Below are 16,032 nucleotides of genomic sequence, written 5' to 3' on the forward strand. Positions count from 1 at the left end.
GCGAACTTCGCACGCCGCCCCGGTGACCCGCATGCCGGAATCAGCTGACCGGCGCGACCCGCGGCCTGGCCTGGAGGTTGCGGATCAGCTCGAAAAGGTCCACCGGGCCCACCTGGCCGCCTTTGAGCAGCATTTCGGTGCCGTCCAGCCAACTGTTGGGCGATGCAACCCGGCACAGGACCACATTGCCCGCCGGGTTCGCCGCGATCGACAGGGAACGGGCGCCGAGCTGCCGGAGGACGTGGCTGGACGTGTCCCCGCCGCAGACGATCACCCGGTGGTTGCCGCCCTCCCGGAGGGCAGCTTCGATGACACCCGAAAGGCGGGCCGAAAGCGCCTCCACCAGGCTGCCGCCGTCGCGCGGTTCTGCCGCATCGCCGGTGGTCACCACTACGCTTCGGCCCGCCGAAAGCTCCTGAACGACGCGGTCCTGCAGCGGACCGTCATCGTCTGCGGATAAAGCGAGGACGGTCCAGCCCTGGCTGCGGGCGTCGTCGATCTGCCGCGACGTCTGGGGTGACTGGGAGCCCGAGACCGCAAGGACGGGCCCGTCCGCGTTCAGCCCATCGGCCATGTCCACGTGGGCCGTGGTGCCGTGGGAGAGGGCGGACGCCAGGCCGCGGCTGAACCCGCCGGAGCCCATCACGAAATGCGGTGCATTTGATCGGGAGTTGGCCACCACGGCTTCGGCGACAAGTTCAATGTGCCCGTCCGTCATGGCGTCCAGGACGGTGGCGGCCTCAGTCCGGAGCCCCAAGGCGCGGGCGACGTCCGGTGCATCCGTGTACTCGGTGAGGTGCATGGAGCCGACGGGAAGGCGGGTCTGCAGCGAGAGGTGCCTGGCGAGGTCGGACTCGCGCATCGGGGTGACCGGGTGCTGTGACATCGTCGGCTGGCGGTCAAGGCGGTAGACCTGCCCCGCCTCCGCGGCGAAGTGATGGCCGAACGCGGTGTAGCGGCCGAAATCAGGCTGCGCGAAAAGGGCGGGCACGGTGGCGGGACCGAACACGTCCCTGGCGATCTCAAGAACGCGCCCCAGGCTTCCCACCTCCGGCGACGAGTCAGCCGTTGAACATGCCTTGTACTGCACGATCTGCGGCCGGAGCGCCCTGAGCGCCTCGAGCACCGGCCGTACTTCCTGCTCGATCCGGCCCGTCGGCAAGGAGCGCGCCACGCCTGCCACACCCACGGCGTCCACTTCCGCGGCGGCGGCCTGCAGCTCGGCAGGAACCGGCAGCCCCAGGAAAAGGCGGCTGGTCCAGCCCGCCCGCCGGAGCTGCAGGAGCACGTCGACGCTGCCGGTGAAGTCGTCGCCGTAGAAGGCGAGTCGCAGGTCACCCACGCGGTGCTCCGAAAGTCTCGACGGCACGGCGGAACTCGGCTGAAGCGGCGAGGGCCGTCGCCATCTCTTCGCCGCGCCCGGCGGAATCCCACGCGGCACGCATACTCCTCACGCCGGCGGCCGGCCCGTCCGGGTGGCCGTGGATTCCGCCGCCCGCGAGAACCAGCAGGTCATCCGTGCCGGTGGCCGCATAGGTTGCGTGGGCGAGGCCCGCCCACTGTCCGGACGATAGTACAGGCAGGGTCGGCGTCTGCCCGAGAAGGGGTTCCCGCACCGCCGCGATCGAGTCGAGCACCTCGTCGTCGTTCTCGTAGAACTTGTTGCTGATGCCGTTGGTGTGGAGGTGGTCCACACCCGACAGCCGGGCCAGCTTCTGCCAGGCCCGGAACGAGAACCCCAGCTGGTCTGACCGGCTGATGGCGCCAAACATCGCCCGGTGCCCGTGGATGGGCACGGCAGCGTGGCGGCGCAGGAATTCCACTCCGGACAGGCCGATCATGTTGATGCAGGCCATCACGCACGTGCCGCCGGCCTCGACCACCAGGTCGTGGTTGGCTTCGAGGCGGCCGATGTCGTCGGTGATGTTGAAGGCATACATCGGCATCACGCCGGTGCGGTCGGCATGGCGCTGCAGCACCGGCATGACGGCCCGCACCCGTGCGGCCAGGGGAGCTGAAGGGCCGTTGCCCTGCAGCTCGTCATCCTTCATGAAGTCGACGCCGGCACTGGCCAGCTCGGCGGCCACCTCGGCCAGCTCCCCGGGGGTCAGCCCGATGCTCGGCTTGATGATCGTTCCGATCAGGGCGCCGGAGGGGCGCGACATCAGCCGGCGGGTTCCTTCAACGCCAAAGGCCGGTCCGGGGTAGCGCTCGGCGAAGGCCTCGGGGAGGTCGAGGTCCATGAGCTTGATCGCCGCAAGTTCCTTGATCTCGAACAGGTTGCCGGCGACGGCGGCCTGCAGGTTGGGCAGGGAGGGGCCGAAGTTCGAGAGCGGGAACCGGAGCCGCACCCTGGCGCGGCGGCGTTTGGCCGGATCACCGACGGCGCCTGGCAGCGGCGACGAACCGGTCAGCGGGATTTCCTCCAGGTCCACCACCTGGGCCGCGAACCGGGACCGCAGCTCGTCGGACTCCCGTGCCACCCGGATGAACGTGCCCGTGGACTGCTCGCCGGCCAGAACTTCGGCTGCGTGCCGGAGGTCGAGCGACGTCTCGATGTGATACGTGGCGACAACGTGCTGCGATTTCGCGTCCGCCCGGGCTGTGGCGGACGGATCCGTGGCGAGGCCGGGGGTAACTGTGGGGGTCATTTTCATCACCATGCCAGCGGGAGCCAGACGGACATTTCGGACGCCCCGCGGTTGCCCCACGTGAAGTACGGAATCAGCCGCACACGCGCGGTGGCGAGTTCGGCGTCGCCGACTTCGGCGTACAGCCCCTGGCCTTCCGCGGGCGGCAGGACCACCGCCTCGCAGTCGAGTGCCACGATCCGGCGGCCCTCGATGTCAGTCTCCACGGGGGTGAATGTTGTGCCGCGGCGCAGTGCGATCTGCTCCAGCCGCACTCCTGCCGGCAGGTCCTGGCTTTCCAGGCAGTAGGCGACCGGACCCCGGGTCACGGCAACCTGGTTGGTGATTTCCTCGGCCAGGCGGTGTCCGCGCACCATTTTGACCGGCATCGGCAATGCCAGCGTGATGGTGTCGCCCGCTTGCCACTCGCGGTCGATCGTCGCATACGTTCCGGGTTCGCCGGCTGCCGCAGGTTCACCGTTGACGGTGATGGCCGCGCCTTCGCTCCAGCCGGGGATCCGCAGTTTCAGCGGGATGCCGCCGCCGGTCACGGAGGTGACGGTGAAGTCCACGCGCTCTCCCCAGGGCTGCTCGGAGACTTCCCGAAGTCCGATTCCCCGGCCTTCATGCTCCACGTGGACGTCGGCGCTGCCGTAGAGATGAACCCACAGGCCTTCAGCTGAGGTGGACATGGCGCGCTCATGGAACTGCGCCAGGGTGCGGGCGATATTCGGCGGGCAGCAGAAGCAGCTCATGTATTCCGCGCGGAGGCGTGCGTCAGAGGCCGGCGGTTCCGGCACCGGCCGCAGGGCGGTTTCGCCGGGCATCCGGAGCGGGAACGGCAGCTCGCGGACCTGCCGGAGCGGGTTGGTGTAGAAGTAGCGTGTGCCATCCAGGCTGATGCTGGCCAGCAGGCTGTTGTAGGCGATGCGCTCAATCACGTCGGCGTATGCCGCGTCGCCGGTGAGTGCCAGCATCCGCTCACTCCAGAAGATCATGCCGATGTTCGCGCAGGACTCGTTGTGGGCAGTGGTGTTCGGCAGCTGGAAGGGGCGTCCGTAGGCCTGGTGCACACGGCTGATCTGACCCTGCTCCGGGTTGCCGTCCGGGGACGCCCCGTCGTACAGTGCACCGCAGCCGCCGGTGATGTAGAGCTTGGTGTCGACGACGTCCCGCCACAGGCGTTCAAGCACTTCGGTGAGCTCCGGGTCACCCGTCTCGGCCACCAGGTCCGCCAGTCCGGCATACAGGTAGTTGGCGCGGACAGCGTGTCCGGCCACTGCCTTTTGTTCGCGAACCGGGATGCGGTCCTGGTTGTCGTCGCCGCCCGCAAAGTCGTCCCGCACCGCAACGAAGGTCTCCGCCAGGCGAAGGTAGCGCTCGTTGCCGGTGGCCCGGTAGAGCTCAATGACAGCCATGTAGTGCGACGGGCAGATTGCGCTGCGTGCGAGCTGGTCGGTGTGGTTGGTGGCCAGGTTCTCCAGGAATCCGGCGGCGCGCTCGGCGGCGTCCAGCAGGACCGTTTCGCCTGTCACCCGGTGGTGTCGCACGCCGGCGGTGATGAGGTGGCCGAGGTTGTACGTCTCGAAGTTGAACCGGTCGGCGAGGGCCTGGGCCTGCTCGTGGTTGCGTTCGGCGATGCGCGTTGGAGTGTGGAGGTAACCGTCTTCGCGCTGGACGAAGGCGATCTTGGCCGCGATGTCATTGATGCTGGCCTCAAGGGCCGCGTCGGGCGAGGTCTCCAGCAGGCTGATCGCCGCCTCGAGCCACTTGTAGAGGTCACCGTCGAGGAACGGCGGGCCTTCGTGCTGGCCGTCGGCGTCGCCGGCCGCGATCAGGAAGTTCCGCCAGCCCGGGCTTACTGCCGGGTCGCTGAGTGAGCCCCACATGCCCGGCACCGTCACCGTACGCGTGCGCTCGAGTGCGTCTCCCCAGAAGCCGCCGGCCCAGACGACGTTCGCTGCGTCGAGTGCGGTGAGCGGCGCATGGTGCCGCTTCGCTGTACTGCTTTTCATGGTGTCGTCCTCGTCGTCGATTCCCTCGCCAGGCGGTCGCCTGCAACCCAATATTGATTATTCTCTCAAACTCGAATGAATATTCACAATAGGGGAAGAATGTGATACGCTCAACACGAACGAGGGGTTGAATAATCTCTCACTACTGATTGAAAACGCATCGGTCAGAGGTTCGCTGTCAGGCACTGGCAGCCGTCAAGGAGGACGCAATGAAAGCTTTCCGCAGTCGTCGAGTGATGGTGGCAACGGCCGTCGCACTCGCACTTACTCCGCTCTCTGCGTGCGGCGGTGCACCACAGCAGGCCAGCAGTGCGGCCGCGGGCGGCACCGACCCCAGCAGCTTTACGGTACTTACGGCGAACGAGAACAAGGCCCTCCCGGCCACCCTTGATGCGCTGGCCAAGGGCGCCTGCTCGGCCGAGAACGCGGCCCTCCCGCTCGAGCACCAGAAGGTCGCCCAGGCTGACGTTGTGCAGAAGGTGACCCTCCTTGCCGGCCAGGGCGCGTTGCCGGCGCACTTCATCGCGGGCACGGCCATGGTCCGCCCGGCCGGCGACCTCGGCAAGGGAAAGCTCGTGCTGGATTATAAGGAAGCCCTGGAGAAGCTCGGCGCAGGGGATCAGCTTCTGCCCGCGGCCGCCGCCACTGTGGAGAACGTCTACGGCGGCGTGGTTTCCCTGCCGTACCAGTACAACGTCGAGGGAATCTGGTACAACAAGCAGATCTTCGCCGCCAACGGCATCCAGGAGCCCAAGACCTGGGATGAACTGAAGAAAGCCACCGCCAAGCTCGCCCAGGCCGGCGTTATGCCGATGACCCAGGCCGGCGCCGCCGGCTGGCCGCTCACCCGGCTCATGGGTATGTACATCTTCCGTAACGCAGGGCCGGATGCCATGAAGGACATCAGGGACGGCAAAGCCAAGCTGACAGATCCCAAGTACGTGGCCGGCGCGCAGGCCCTGGCCGATCTCACTGCCTCCGGCGCCCTGGGCGAGGGCTTCTCGACCCGGGATGCCGATACGTCCACGAACCTCTTCCTCACGGGCAAGGCAGCCATGACCTATGACGGCAGCTGGCTGCTCAGCTCCATCAACGACCCCAAGCGGAACACCATCGGCGACACCAACATCGGCTTTATGGCGTTCCCGGCCGTCGAGGGCGGCTCCGGAAGCATTGACCAGTTTGCGGCCAACGCCGGCGCAGTAATGGCCATGTCGCCCAAGCAGTTCGGGCCCAAGGTTGGCGAATGGCTGAAGTGCATTTCAAAGAACTACGGTGCCCAGGCGCTGAAGGATTCCGGGACCATCTCAGGGTTCAAGGTCAACGAGGAGGTCAAGACCCTCCCCGTCATGACCTCCCAGATCCAGGAAAAGATCACCGAACTCAAGGATCCCGTGCTCTGGTTCGAAGCCCTCCTGGACCCCAAGAGCAACTCGCTCGCCTCGACCAACGTCTCCCTGCTCACCACCGGCCAGATGTCGGCCCAGGACTACATGAGCGCCCTTCAGAAGAGTGTTGACGCTGCTCGATGATTCGGCCTGGCCCGGCCACCCTGTCGGTGTGGCCGGGCCTCCTGCCGACGAAAGGTATGAATTATGAACTCGGTGTTCGGAGACCGAAAGACGATTATCATCCTCTTGGCTCCCGCCCTTCTGCTGTACACCCTGCTGAAGATCGGCCCCGTGGCCTGGTCCCTCGGCCTCTCCTTCTTCGAGGGCAACACCCTCCGCGGCTTCGAGTTTGTTGGAGTCGATAACTTCACCAAGTTCTTCACGGACGACGCTGCACTGCAGTCCCTGGGGGTCAGCGTGTTCTTCGCTCTGGCCGCGACGGCAGGCCAGATCACGCTGGGGTACCTGCTTGCCCTCCTCTACGTCTTCGTCCTGCGCAAAGGTTCATCGCTGCTCCGGACGATCGTCTTCTTTCCTGCGATCCTGCCGACTGTGGCCGTCGCCCTGCTTTTCCGCAGCTTTGTTGCCGTCGGGGAAAACCAGGGCCCCGTCAACGACTTCATCAATTTCTTCGGCGGGGACAGCATCGAGTTCCTTGCCACCACGTCCGGGACAATGGTCACCGCGCTCGCCATGACGCTGTGGGGCTCCATGGGCTTCTACGCGATCCTGCTCTATGCGGGACTCCTCGATATCCCCGACGAGATTCTCGAATCGGCCAAGCTGGACGGCGCGAACGGGCTCAAACTGGTACGGCATATCGTTGTGCCGCTCTCCCTGCCCATCCTGCTGTCCTCGATTATCTTCAGCCTGAACGCGACGCTGAAGGTCTTCGACAGCCTGCTCGCACTCAACAACGGCGGTCCCGGCACGTCGACGGCGCCGCTGACCCTCTACATGTACCGGACAGCATTCGAGTATGCGGAGTATGGCTATGGCAGCACCATCGCCCTGGTCCTGACGCTCCTGTGCCTTGTCTTCACCCTCGCGATTTTCCGATCGTCCCAACGCAAGGCGGAGGACTGAGATGACCGTCCAACCCCAGGTTGAAACCCCCCGCACGCCCTCGCCGCCGCGTCCGGTGCAGGCCGCCCGCACGCACCGCACAGCACGCCGCGCGCTTAAGCGTCTTCCCGTCTGGATCATTGTCACCATCGTGGTGGTGGTGGTGCTTTACCCGCAGGTGTGGATGGTCCTTGGCTCGTTCAAGACCCAGACGGAGTTCCTCTCGAACCCGGCGTTGTCCTTGCCGGAGAACTGGATTTTCGACAACTACACCACCGCGCTCAGCAACGGCAACGTGTCGCGGAACTACCTCAACAGCGTCCTTGTCACCCTTCCGTCGGTAGCGCTCATTGTGCTGATCGGTGTGGCCGCAGGGTACGCGCTGGAAGTCCTGATCTGGAAGGGCCGGAAGGCCACGCTGCTCTACATCCTTGCCGGCATTATGGTGCCGGGCCAGATGATCCTGGTGCCCCTGTTCACCGTGTACTTCCAGGCAGGCCTCACGGACTCACTCTGGCCGCTCATCATCACCTATACAGTGATGGGCCTGCCGCTGACCACGTTCCTGATGGCCGCGTACTTCCGGTCCATCCCGCGTGAAATTTTCGAGGCCGCCACCGTGGACGGCTCAAGCCCGCTGCGCTCCTTCTTTGTGATCGGCCTGCCGATGATGCGCAACTCGATCCTGACCATCGGCCTCGTACAGTTCTTCAGCGTGTGGAATGACCTGCTCATCGCACTGACCTTCACCACCCGGCCGGATCTCGCCACCATCCAGGTGGGACTGCTGAGCCTTAGCGACCAGTACGGCTCGACGCAGTACGGACCGCTTTTTGCGGCCGTGAGCATCAACATCGTGGTGTTGTTGATTGTGTTTGTGTTCCTCAACAAAAAGATCATGGCCGGCATGGCCGCCGGTTCAGTGAAGGGATAGTCGACCGAATGAACGAGACCCCGAGGATTGCCCTGCTGCACACGGGAGCAGTGGTGATCGGCCCTGTTATGGAGTTGGTGAAGCGGGAACTGCCCGGCGTCACGGCAATCAACTACCTGGACGACCGCATTGTGGCTGACCTGGGTGATCCTGATGTGTCAGATTCCGTGCCGCGCCGTGTCGCGGGGCTCGCCAGGGCGGCCGCCGACGCCGGTGCCGAGGCGATCATGCTGACGTGCTCCTCCATCTCGGAGCTGGCAGCGACCATCTCGGCGGAGGTGGGCATTCCCATCCTGCGCATCGATGAGGCCATGGCCGATCAGGCGGTGGCCACGGGATCCAGGATCACCGTGCTGGCCACCCTTCCGACCACCTGCGGGCCCACCACCCGGCTCATTGCCGAGCGGGCCCGGGCCGCCGGGCTGGCGCCCACTATCCGGAGCGTGGTGGTGGAGGGAGCCTTTGCCGCCGTGGCCTCGGGTGACCGGCCCGGCCACGACCGCATTGTTGCGGCCGCGATCCGGGCTGCTGCGGAAGATTCGGACGTGGTGGTGCTGGCGCAGGCATCCATGGCAAGTGCCGCCGAGGGCTGCGACGTGGCGGTGCCTGTGCTGACGAGCCTGGAATCGGGCGTCAAGCGCCTGCACCAGCTGCTTGCGTCGCTCCCTGCTAAGCGGTGAGCTCCCGGCTTTCGGTCCCGGCCCCGTCAGTCTCTTCTCCGGCCAGTACTTCGGCGGTGTGGATGTCCGTAATGAGCACATTGACCCACCCGCCAGCCAGGGCTCCACGAATGGGTTCGCGCTTGCGCAGGCCACCGGCGATGCCGATGCGGCGGGGGATGGACAGGAAGTTTTCCACCGGAATTGAAATGGTCCGTGCCGCGAGATCCCCCGTCACGGCCGTTCCGCCGGCGGTGAAAACGTGGTGACAGATATCGCCGACGGCCCCTTCGGCCAGCAGCCGTTCACGGTCCTCCGGGGAGAAGGCGTTCCCACTCTCGGCCAGAAGGTTGGACGGTTCGATGCTGCCAATGCCGACGATGGCCATGGTGAGCTCGTTCCATCGCCTCGCCACCTCGGTCAGGGCTGCTTCCTGGAGGAGGCTGTCCCTGATCGCCCGGTCGGCCACCACGCCGGGGGCGGGAACGTAGACCGGTTCCGCGCCGAGCATCCGGGCAAACTCGCCGACGAGGCGCTGGGCCATGTTCTGCACTTCGGGAGTGCCGATGCCGCCAAGAAGCTGGACAACCTGGGTGGCACCGCCCACGTTGAACGGACGCATGCGGTCCACCAGGGCGAGCAGCGTCTGGCTCCACGAGGAGATGCCGATCCGGTCCCCTCCTCCGAGGGTGGCTTCGAGGTAGCTGCCGGCCGCCGCCCCGAGCGCAGAGTGGACGGCCCGTTCGTCGTCGTCGCTCTCAATATCAACGACCACCGCCTCCAGCAGGCCGAATTTTGCCTCCAGCCGTTCCTCGAGATCGGAGTACACGCCGGGGGAGACCATTACGGTGGTCCGCACGATTCCCTGGGTGACGGCCCGCTTCAGCAGGCGGGAGACCTTGGCCTGGGATATGTTCAGCGCCGTGGCGATGTCCGCCTGCCGGATACCGCGCTCGTGGTACATGCGGGACACCTTGGTCAGAAGGCGGACTTGCCCGTCAACTGGGGCGGCATTTCGGCCATTTGCCACGGGAGGCTCCGATCAGGGATGGCGGTTCTGCAGGATGCGTCCCGTGGATCGCCGGGGCCGGAACCCTCCATGCAGATTTTGTAAATAGTGTATCATAATTCGGAAGTGATAGTTTATGCAAGCGACTCACCTTGAAGGCACGGCAGACCGCGCGGATGTGAAGGCCGGGGACCGCGCCCTGGCCGCCTCGCTTCGTGCGGCACTCGGCGCGGGGAACGGCGCCGTTCCGCCGGCTTCCGGTGAGCGTCCGACGGCGGGTGCGGACGTAAGCGTCGACGTGTTCGACCGCGTGGTTGCCGGCGTCGATGCCTCCCATTTTCTGCTGACTCCCGCGGCCGTGGTGCGCGCACGGTCGCTTGAGGACGTTTCGGCCGCGTTCCGTTACGCACGTTCGCACCACCGCTCCATCACGCTGCGCTCCGGCGGGACCAGCCTGTCCGGCCAGGCGTCGGGCGATGACCTCCTGATCGACGTCAGGGGCGCTTTCCGCGACATCCGGCCCGCACCTGACGGCAGCACCGTCGTCGTCCAGCCTGGCGCCACCATCCGGCAGGTCAACGCCAGGCTCCTACGCCATGGCCGGAAGCTGGGGCCGGATCCGGCCAGCGAGATCGCGGCAACAGTTGGCGGTGTGGTGGCCAACAACTCCAGCGGCATGGCCTGCGGCACGGACTACAACTCCTACCGGACCCTGCGCTCCTTGAAATTTGTCCTGCCCGGCGGAACAGTGGTGGATACCTCCCTGCCGGATGCTGACGCGCGCCTCGCCGGCGCCGAACCGGTGCTGCATGCCGGATTGTCCCAACTCCGCGACGAAATCCGGGCGGACCCCGAACTGACGGCAGAAATCCTGCGCCAGTACCGTGGCAAGAACACCATGGGCTACGGGCTGAACTCGTTCCTCGACTTCGATGCACCGGTGGAGATCCTCGCGCACCTCATGGTGGGCAGCGAAGGTTCCCTCGGGTTCATTGCCGAGATCGAATTCGGCACCGTGCAGATTTCGCCCTGTGCGGCCACCGCGCTGGTGATTTTCGAGGACCTGGAGCAGGCCACGCGGATCCTTCCCGTCCTGGTGGACACGGGCGCGGCCACCATAGAGCTGATGGATGCAGCATCCCTGCGGGTGGTCCAGGGCGATCCCGCCACCGCGGACATCCTCGACCGGATCGCGATCGTCTCCCACGCCGCCCTGCTGATCGAATACCAAGGGCAAACCGAGGACGAACTGGGGCGGCTTCTCGGCGGCGCGCGGGCGGCCCTGGCAGCTGCCGGAGCCCCGTCGTTCGAGCCGACCACGGAGCCAAAGAAGCGGGCGCACCTGTGGCACGCGCGGAAGGGGCTGTACGCCGCAATTGCAGGCGCGCGGCGCCCTGGCACCACGGCGCTGCTGGAGGACATCGCGGTGCCGGTCCCGCTGCTCGCGCCGACCTGCGCCGCACTGCACCGGCTCTTCGCAGAGTACGGCTACGACGACGCCGTGATCTTCGGGCATGCGAAGGACGGCAACATCCACTTCCTCATCACGGAGGATTTCACGGCAGCCGGCGCGATCGGGCGTCAGCGGGCCTTCACCGAAGACCTGGTGGAGCTGGTCCTTGGGGCCGGCGGCACCCTGAAAGCCGAACACGGCACGGGCCGCATCATGGCCCCGTTTGTCGAACGCCAGTTCGGGCCACGGCTTTACCGCGCCATGCTGGACGTCAAGAGGCTCTGTGATCCGGCCGGAATCCTCAACCCCGGTGTGCTGATCGGCAACGACGCGGAATCGCACCTGGCGCACCTGAAGCTCACACCCGTCGTCGAACCCGAAGTGGACCGGTGTGTGGAGTGCGGCTACTGCGAGCCCGTGTGCCCCAGCAGGGACGTGACGATCACGCCGCGCCAGCGCATCGCGGTCCGCCGCGCCCGGGCTGCGGCCACGTCCCGGGGGGATCTGGCGCTCGACGGCGAACTCGCGCGGGCCGAGACGTACAACTCGGTGGAAACGTGCGCAGTTGACGGGATGTGCCAGACCGCGTGTCCGGTCTCCATTAACACCGGGGATCTTGTCCGCCGGCTGCGTGAGCAGGACGCTTCGCGGGCCACGCAGGGCGCCGGCCGTGCCGCTGCCGCACAATGGGCGCCGGTCACGCGGGTAGCCGCCACCGCCCTGACCGTTGCGAAGTGGCTGCCGGCGCCGGTGGTCCGCGGTGCCAGCGACGCGGCACGATTGGTGCTCGGCGCCGATGTGGTGCCCCGCTGGACTGCCGACCTGCCTGCTGGCGGCACGAGGCGGGCCGGAGCGGAGCGTACCGGGGAGTCTGAAATGCCGGCGGAGGCCGTGTTCTTTGCCTCCTGCACAGGTTCGATGTTCGGACCTGCCACAGGCAGCATCGGAGCCGCCGAAGCGTTCCGCCGGCTGTGCGCCCGGGCGGGTGTCGGCGTCGTGATCCCGCCCAGTCCCGACGCCCTGTGCTGCGGCACCCCGTGGAAGTCCAAGGGGCTGACCGAGGGGTTTGCCGCGATGGCCGAGCGGACGGTGGCCAGCCTCGTGGCCGCATCCGACGGCGGACGGTTGCCGATCGTCACCGACAACTCCTCATGCACGGAAGGCCTGCTGCACGCCCTCGATAACGTCCGCGGGTCCGGAGTCGAATCCGCGCGGCTGCGGGTCATTGACTCGGTGGACTTCGCCGCCGCCGAACTGCTCCCGCATCTTCGGGTGCAGGAACAGGTGGCCTCGATAGTCCTCCACCCCACGTGCGCCAGCACCCGTCTGGGCACCAACGAGGGACTCCGCACCCTTGCCGACGCTGTGTCCGGGCAGGCTGTGGTTCCGGATTCCTGGGGATGCTGCGGGTTTGCAGGTGACCGCGGCATGCTGCACCCGGAACTGACGGCCTCGGCCACGCGGGATGAGGCGGCGGAGGTTTCAGCGGGTGGCTTTGAGGCGCATGCGTCCTGCAACCGCACGTGCGAGATCGGAATGAGCCGTGCCACCGGCAAGGAATACCGGCACATCCTCGAAATCCTCGAGGAACGGACCCGGACCTAGGCCGGCGGCGGCCGAATTTTTTGATGAACGAGACAACGAAAAGGACTCTTTATGCGCATCGCAGTCACTGGCAGCTCGGGCAAACTGGGTCGGGCCACCGTGGACCGCCTCCGGAGCGAGGGGCACGAGGTGGCCGGGTTCGACCTCACGGGAACCGCTGGTGTTGGCTTCACCCGGGTGGACCTCGCCGACTACGGACAGACGCTGGACAGCATGATCGGCGTCACCGCCCGGCATGAAGGGCTGGATGCTGTGGTGCACCTGGCGGCCATCCCGGTGAACGGGCTGGTTCCCGATGCGGCGACCTTCCAGAACAACATGACAGTCAGCTTCAACGTGGTTCACGCAGCCATGCGGGCAGGAATCCGCAGGATCGTCACCGCGTCCAGCATTACCGCCATGGGATTCCCGTTCGACGAGCCGCCCGCCGCGCTGCCCATCGACGAGTCCACGACCGCCGCGAACAACACGTATGCGCTGGCCAAGGTTGCGGAGGAGGCGATGTGGGCCCAGCTGGTCCGCTGGGAGCCGGAGATGAGCATCAGCTCGCTCCGGTTCACCAATGTGGTGGCTCCGGATGAGTACGGAACCTTTGTGAATGCGTCGGATCCCGCGTATCGCCGCGACCTGCTCTTCAGCTACGTCGACTCACGGGACGGAGCCGCCGCCGTGGCGCTCGCGCTGGCGCACGCTACGCCCGGGTTCGAAATTTACGACGTCGCGGCCTCCGATACCGGAAGCGCGGTTCCTACCGCCGAGCTCGCCGCACTCCACTTCCCGGGGGTGCCTTTGCGGCCAGGGCTGGGCGAGTTTGAAACGCTCATGTCCATCGACAAGGCCCGCGCCCGGCTCGGGTTCGAACCCGAGCACCTGTGGCGGGACGGATATGCGGCACACCAGCTCCGGGCTTAACAGTCATTTCCCCATGTCTGGCTCCGCCGGGCGGATTTCGCGAACCTGCTTGCGTCATCCGTTCGGTCGCCGGACCGTGTGGCTGCCGGATCTGCTTACAATCGATGTTCAGCCACCTATCAAGGGAATCATGAAGAAACTCACCACGGCCCTGGTCGCCGCCGCGCTCCTTGTCTCTGCTTCCGCTTGTGCCGCCCCGGCAAAACTGTCCACGGAAGCGACCTGCGAGCGGATCAAGATCGTTGCTTCTGACTCCAGCGCCAGCATGGGCAAGACGGGCATGACGATCCTCGCCAACAAGCTCCGCCCGATCGTGGCCGGAGCCTCGGACGAATTGAAGCCCGCCGTCCAGGCAATCCTCGAATTCACCGATGAGTCTGCGAAAGAGAACCCGGACGCGGACAAGCTCGCCGACCTGCAGGACGATTACCAGAAGGCCGGCGCCACGTTCACCGAGCTCTGCCAGTAGAACCGGACTGTTACAGGGCGAGTCAGCGGCGCCTCCGCCGCAGTCAGTCCTTAACGGGCGCTTCGACCGGTGACGACCGCTCGTCCTGGGACCGCATTTCTACAAAGGTGTCGTAGGCGGTCGTGTGCATGGCTTCGTCGTAGGCAGCCATCGCGGCGGCAACAGCCGAAGCGGTGGCGCCCCGGCGGCGGGCTCGGACGGCGATGGCGCCGAGTGCGCCCATGACCCCGAGCAGGCAGCCCACCACGGCGATTCCGGCGAAGACTTCAGCCATGTAGATACCCCGTTTCTGTCAGCTGCGCGTGTGCAATGCCTGTGCATCCAAGACTATGCGCGCGGACGGCCGCGGTGCCCGTACCGGGACCCCGGCCCTCCGGTGAATGACATACTCGGCCACTGCCAGGTTGATCACCCAGGCCAGCCCCATCAGCAATGCCCGGATGAGTTCGCTGGGCGGACCCACCAGCAGCATCCAGGGCAGGATGACCAGCGCCTGGGTGCCGGCGGCCACCGCAATGGCGTAGGCGCGCGTCATCCATACGCTGTGCCGGACGAAGTCCCGCCGGCGGATCGCCATGACGCCCATCAGCAGGCTCAGCAGCATGGCCGAGCCGAAGAGGATCCGCAGCGGGACGTCGGTGATGCCGTCGGGGAGCGGGTAGAAGGCGGACATCCACAGGCCGGTCAGTGCCGTCAGCAGTCCGGCGGGAATCAGGATGAGCCCGGCGATGCGGTGCCAGCTGCGCCTGCCTCTCAGCCCTGGCACGAACTGGAACGCGCCGAGCAGGCTGTAGACCGTCACGCTGACGATGTGGACCACCACGGGAACGGGTGAAGCGAAGAACCTGGCATTCTGCGGTGTGATCGCGCCTCCGCCGGTCAGCTCCGTGAGCCGCGCCGCCCCGGCGATGACCGGGATGAGGCTGAGGAGGATCAGTCCGGCGGGCACCGGCCACTGCGCCCTGCGGCGGATTGCGGGGGTAGGGGCGAGCTTGGTTTCCGTTGGCATTGTCGGTCCCTTTGACTTCAAGGTGTACGGCGTACACCTGATGTGCATCACGTTAGGTGTACGCCGTACACTTGTCAATAGAAAACGGCTAGGGAAAGGTGGGCCGGATGACCCAGCAGCTGGAAACCTCACGCCGCACCCCGCTGAACCGGGCCCGCGTGCTGGAGGCCGCCGTCGCACTCGCCGACGAGGTGGGCCTTGAAGCGCTGAGCATGCGCAGGCTCGCCGAAGCGCTCGGCGTGGTGCCGATGGCGCTCTACAAGCACGTCGCCAACAAGAATGAACTCCTTGACGGCATGGTGGACGTTGTCGTCGGCGAGATCGCCGCCGTCGTCCCCGGCACTGGGTGGAAGGACGCCGTCCGGCTGCGCGTGCTGTCCGCACGGCAGGCGCTGCTGCGCCATCCGTGGGCCCGCCAGGCGCTGGAAACCCGCACCAACCGGACGCCCGCCGTCCTCACGTACACCGACGAAGTCATCGGAATGTTCCTGGCTGGCGGCTTCTCCGTTGACCTCACCCATCACGTGATGCACGCGCTGGGGAGCCGGATGTGGGGCTTCACCCAGGAGCTGTTCGACGCCGCCGCCGGAGGCCCGGAGGCCGTGATGCCGCCGGAGGTGCAGGCTGCGATGCTCCAGGAGATGGCGCGGAGGTATCCCAACATCCTCGAGGTGGCCAGCGTTGCCCGGCACGACGACGGCTCAGTGGTCAGCTATGGCTGCGACGACCAGTTTGAGTTCGAGTTCGCCCTCGACCTGATGCTGGACGGCTTCGAACGCCTGCACAGGCGGGACTGGAGCTCGGCGGCGGCGAAGCGGGAGCCCCGGTAAGGGCAATGGACGTTTCCTGTGGCTGGTGCAGCCGCAGGAAACGTCCGCGTC

Annotated in this window: 14 protein-coding genes; 8 read left to right on the forward strand and 6 right to left on the reverse strand. The window is 66.4% G+C overall.

What is annotated here, in order from left to right; all coding sequences use genetic code 11:
• Positions 1–40 precede the first annotated feature (40 nt).
• From EYS21_RS05190 to EYS21_RS05200, 3 genes are read right to left on the reverse strand one after another with little or no spacing between them, the layout of a single operon-like run.
• Complete coding sequence (locus tag EYS21_RS05190; protein WP_131132133.1) at positions 41–1,342, reverse strand: four-carbon acid sugar kinase family protein; 1,302 nt, start codon at positions 1,340–1,342, stop codon at positions 41–43.
• Positions 1,335–2,651 (reverse strand): RuBisCO large subunit C-terminal-like domain-containing protein, encoded by a 1,317-nt coding sequence (locus EYS21_RS05195; protein ID WP_131132134.1) that lies wholly within the window; start codon positions 2,649–2,651, stop codon positions 1,335–1,337. The genes EYS21_RS05190 and EYS21_RS05195 overlap by 8 nt, the downstream gene beginning before the upstream one ends.
• Before the next feature lie 5 nt (positions 2,652–2,656).
• Entirely contained in the window at positions 2,657–4,645 is a 1,989-nt protein-coding gene (locus tag EYS21_RS05200; protein ID WP_131132135.1) for a beta-L-arabinofuranosidase domain-containing protein, read from the reverse strand.
• 209 nt (positions 4,646–4,854) lie between these two features.
• Here EYS21_RS05200 and EYS21_RS05205 point away from each other — a divergent pair, with 209 nt between their 5' ends.
• The 4 genes from EYS21_RS05205 (at position 4,855) to EYS21_RS05220 (ending at position 8,715) form a co-directional block, all read left to right on the forward strand.
• Positions 4,855–6,177, forward strand: coding sequence for an ABC transporter substrate-binding protein (locus EYS21_RS05205; protein WP_131132136.1), 1,323 nt, complete (start codon positions 4,855–4,857; stop codon positions 6,175–6,177).
• A 63-nt stretch (positions 6,178–6,240) separates the two neighbouring features.
• On the forward strand, positions 6,241–7,122 hold the full coding sequence (locus EYS21_RS05210) for a sugar ABC transporter permease (RefSeq protein ID WP_131132137.1): 882 nt from the start codon (positions 6,241–6,243) through the stop codon (positions 7,120–7,122).
• Between the two features lies 1 nt (position 7,123).
• Positions 7,124–8,035, forward strand: a complete 912-nt coding sequence (locus EYS21_RS05215; RefSeq protein ID WP_131132138.1) for a carbohydrate ABC transporter permease — start codon at positions 7,124–7,126, stop codon at positions 8,033–8,035.
• Between the two features lie 8 nt (positions 8,036–8,043).
• Positions 8,044–8,715: an aspartate/glutamate racemase family protein gene (locus tag EYS21_RS05220; RefSeq protein ID WP_131132139.1), complete on the forward strand. Its 672-nt coding sequence runs from the start codon at positions 8,044–8,046 to the stop codon at positions 8,713–8,715.
• Here the strand turns inward: EYS21_RS05220 and EYS21_RS05225 are convergent.
• Positions 8,705–9,658, reverse strand: coding sequence for a sugar-binding transcriptional regulator (locus EYS21_RS05225; RefSeq protein ID WP_131132140.1), 954 nt, complete (start codon positions 9,656–9,658; stop codon positions 8,705–8,707). The two genes, EYS21_RS05220 and EYS21_RS05225, sit on opposite strands and share 11 nt — an antisense overlap.
• A 181-nt stretch (positions 9,659–9,839) precedes the next feature.
• Between EYS21_RS05225 and EYS21_RS05230 the strand changes: the two genes are divergently transcribed.
• The 3 genes from EYS21_RS05230 (at position 9,840) to EYS21_RS05240 (ending at position 14,142) form a co-directional block, all read left to right on the forward strand.
• The gene (locus tag EYS21_RS05230) at positions 9,840–12,761 is read left to right on the forward strand and encodes an FAD-binding and (Fe-S)-binding domain-containing protein (RefSeq protein WP_131132141.1); all 2,922 of its coding nucleotides are present in this window, start codon (positions 9,840–9,842) and stop codon (positions 12,759–12,761) included.
• 51 nt (positions 12,762–12,812) lie between these two features.
• Positions 12,813–13,673, forward strand: a complete 861-nt coding sequence (locus EYS21_RS05235) for an NAD(P)-dependent oxidoreductase (RefSeq protein ID WP_131132142.1) — start codon at positions 12,813–12,815, stop codon at positions 13,671–13,673.
• Positions 13,674–13,803: 130 nt separating this feature from the next.
• Positions 13,804–14,142 (forward strand): hypothetical protein, encoded by a 339-nt coding sequence (locus EYS21_RS05240; protein ID WP_131132143.1) that lies wholly within the window; start codon positions 13,804–13,806, stop codon positions 14,140–14,142.
• A gap of 43 nt (positions 14,143–14,185) precedes the next feature.
• On the opposite strand, the gene EYS21_RS05245 is transcribed toward EYS21_RS05240, so the two are convergent.
• The gene (locus tag EYS21_RS05245) at positions 14,186–14,416 is read right to left on the reverse strand and encodes a hypothetical protein (RefSeq protein ID WP_131132144.1); all 231 of its coding nucleotides are present in this window, start codon (positions 14,414–14,416) and stop codon (positions 14,186–14,188) included.
• 18 nt (positions 14,417–14,434) lie between these two features.
• Positions 14,435–15,151 (reverse strand): DUF2306 domain-containing protein, encoded by a 717-nt coding sequence (locus EYS21_RS05250; protein WP_131132145.1) that lies wholly within the window; start codon positions 15,149–15,151, stop codon positions 14,435–14,437.
• Between the two features lie 107 nt (positions 15,152–15,258).
• Here EYS21_RS05250 and EYS21_RS05255 point away from each other — a divergent pair, with 107 nt between their 5' ends.
• Entirely contained in the window at positions 15,259–15,981 is a 723-nt protein-coding gene (locus tag EYS21_RS05255) for a TetR/AcrR family transcriptional regulator C-terminal domain-containing protein (protein ID WP_131132146.1), read from the forward strand.
• Positions 15,982–16,032: the final 51 nt, after the last annotated feature.

This window comes from Arthrobacter sp. S39 (assembly GCF_004320525.1).
Classification (GTDB): Bacteria; Actinomycetota; Actinomycetes; order Actinomycetales; family Micrococcaceae; genus Arthrobacter.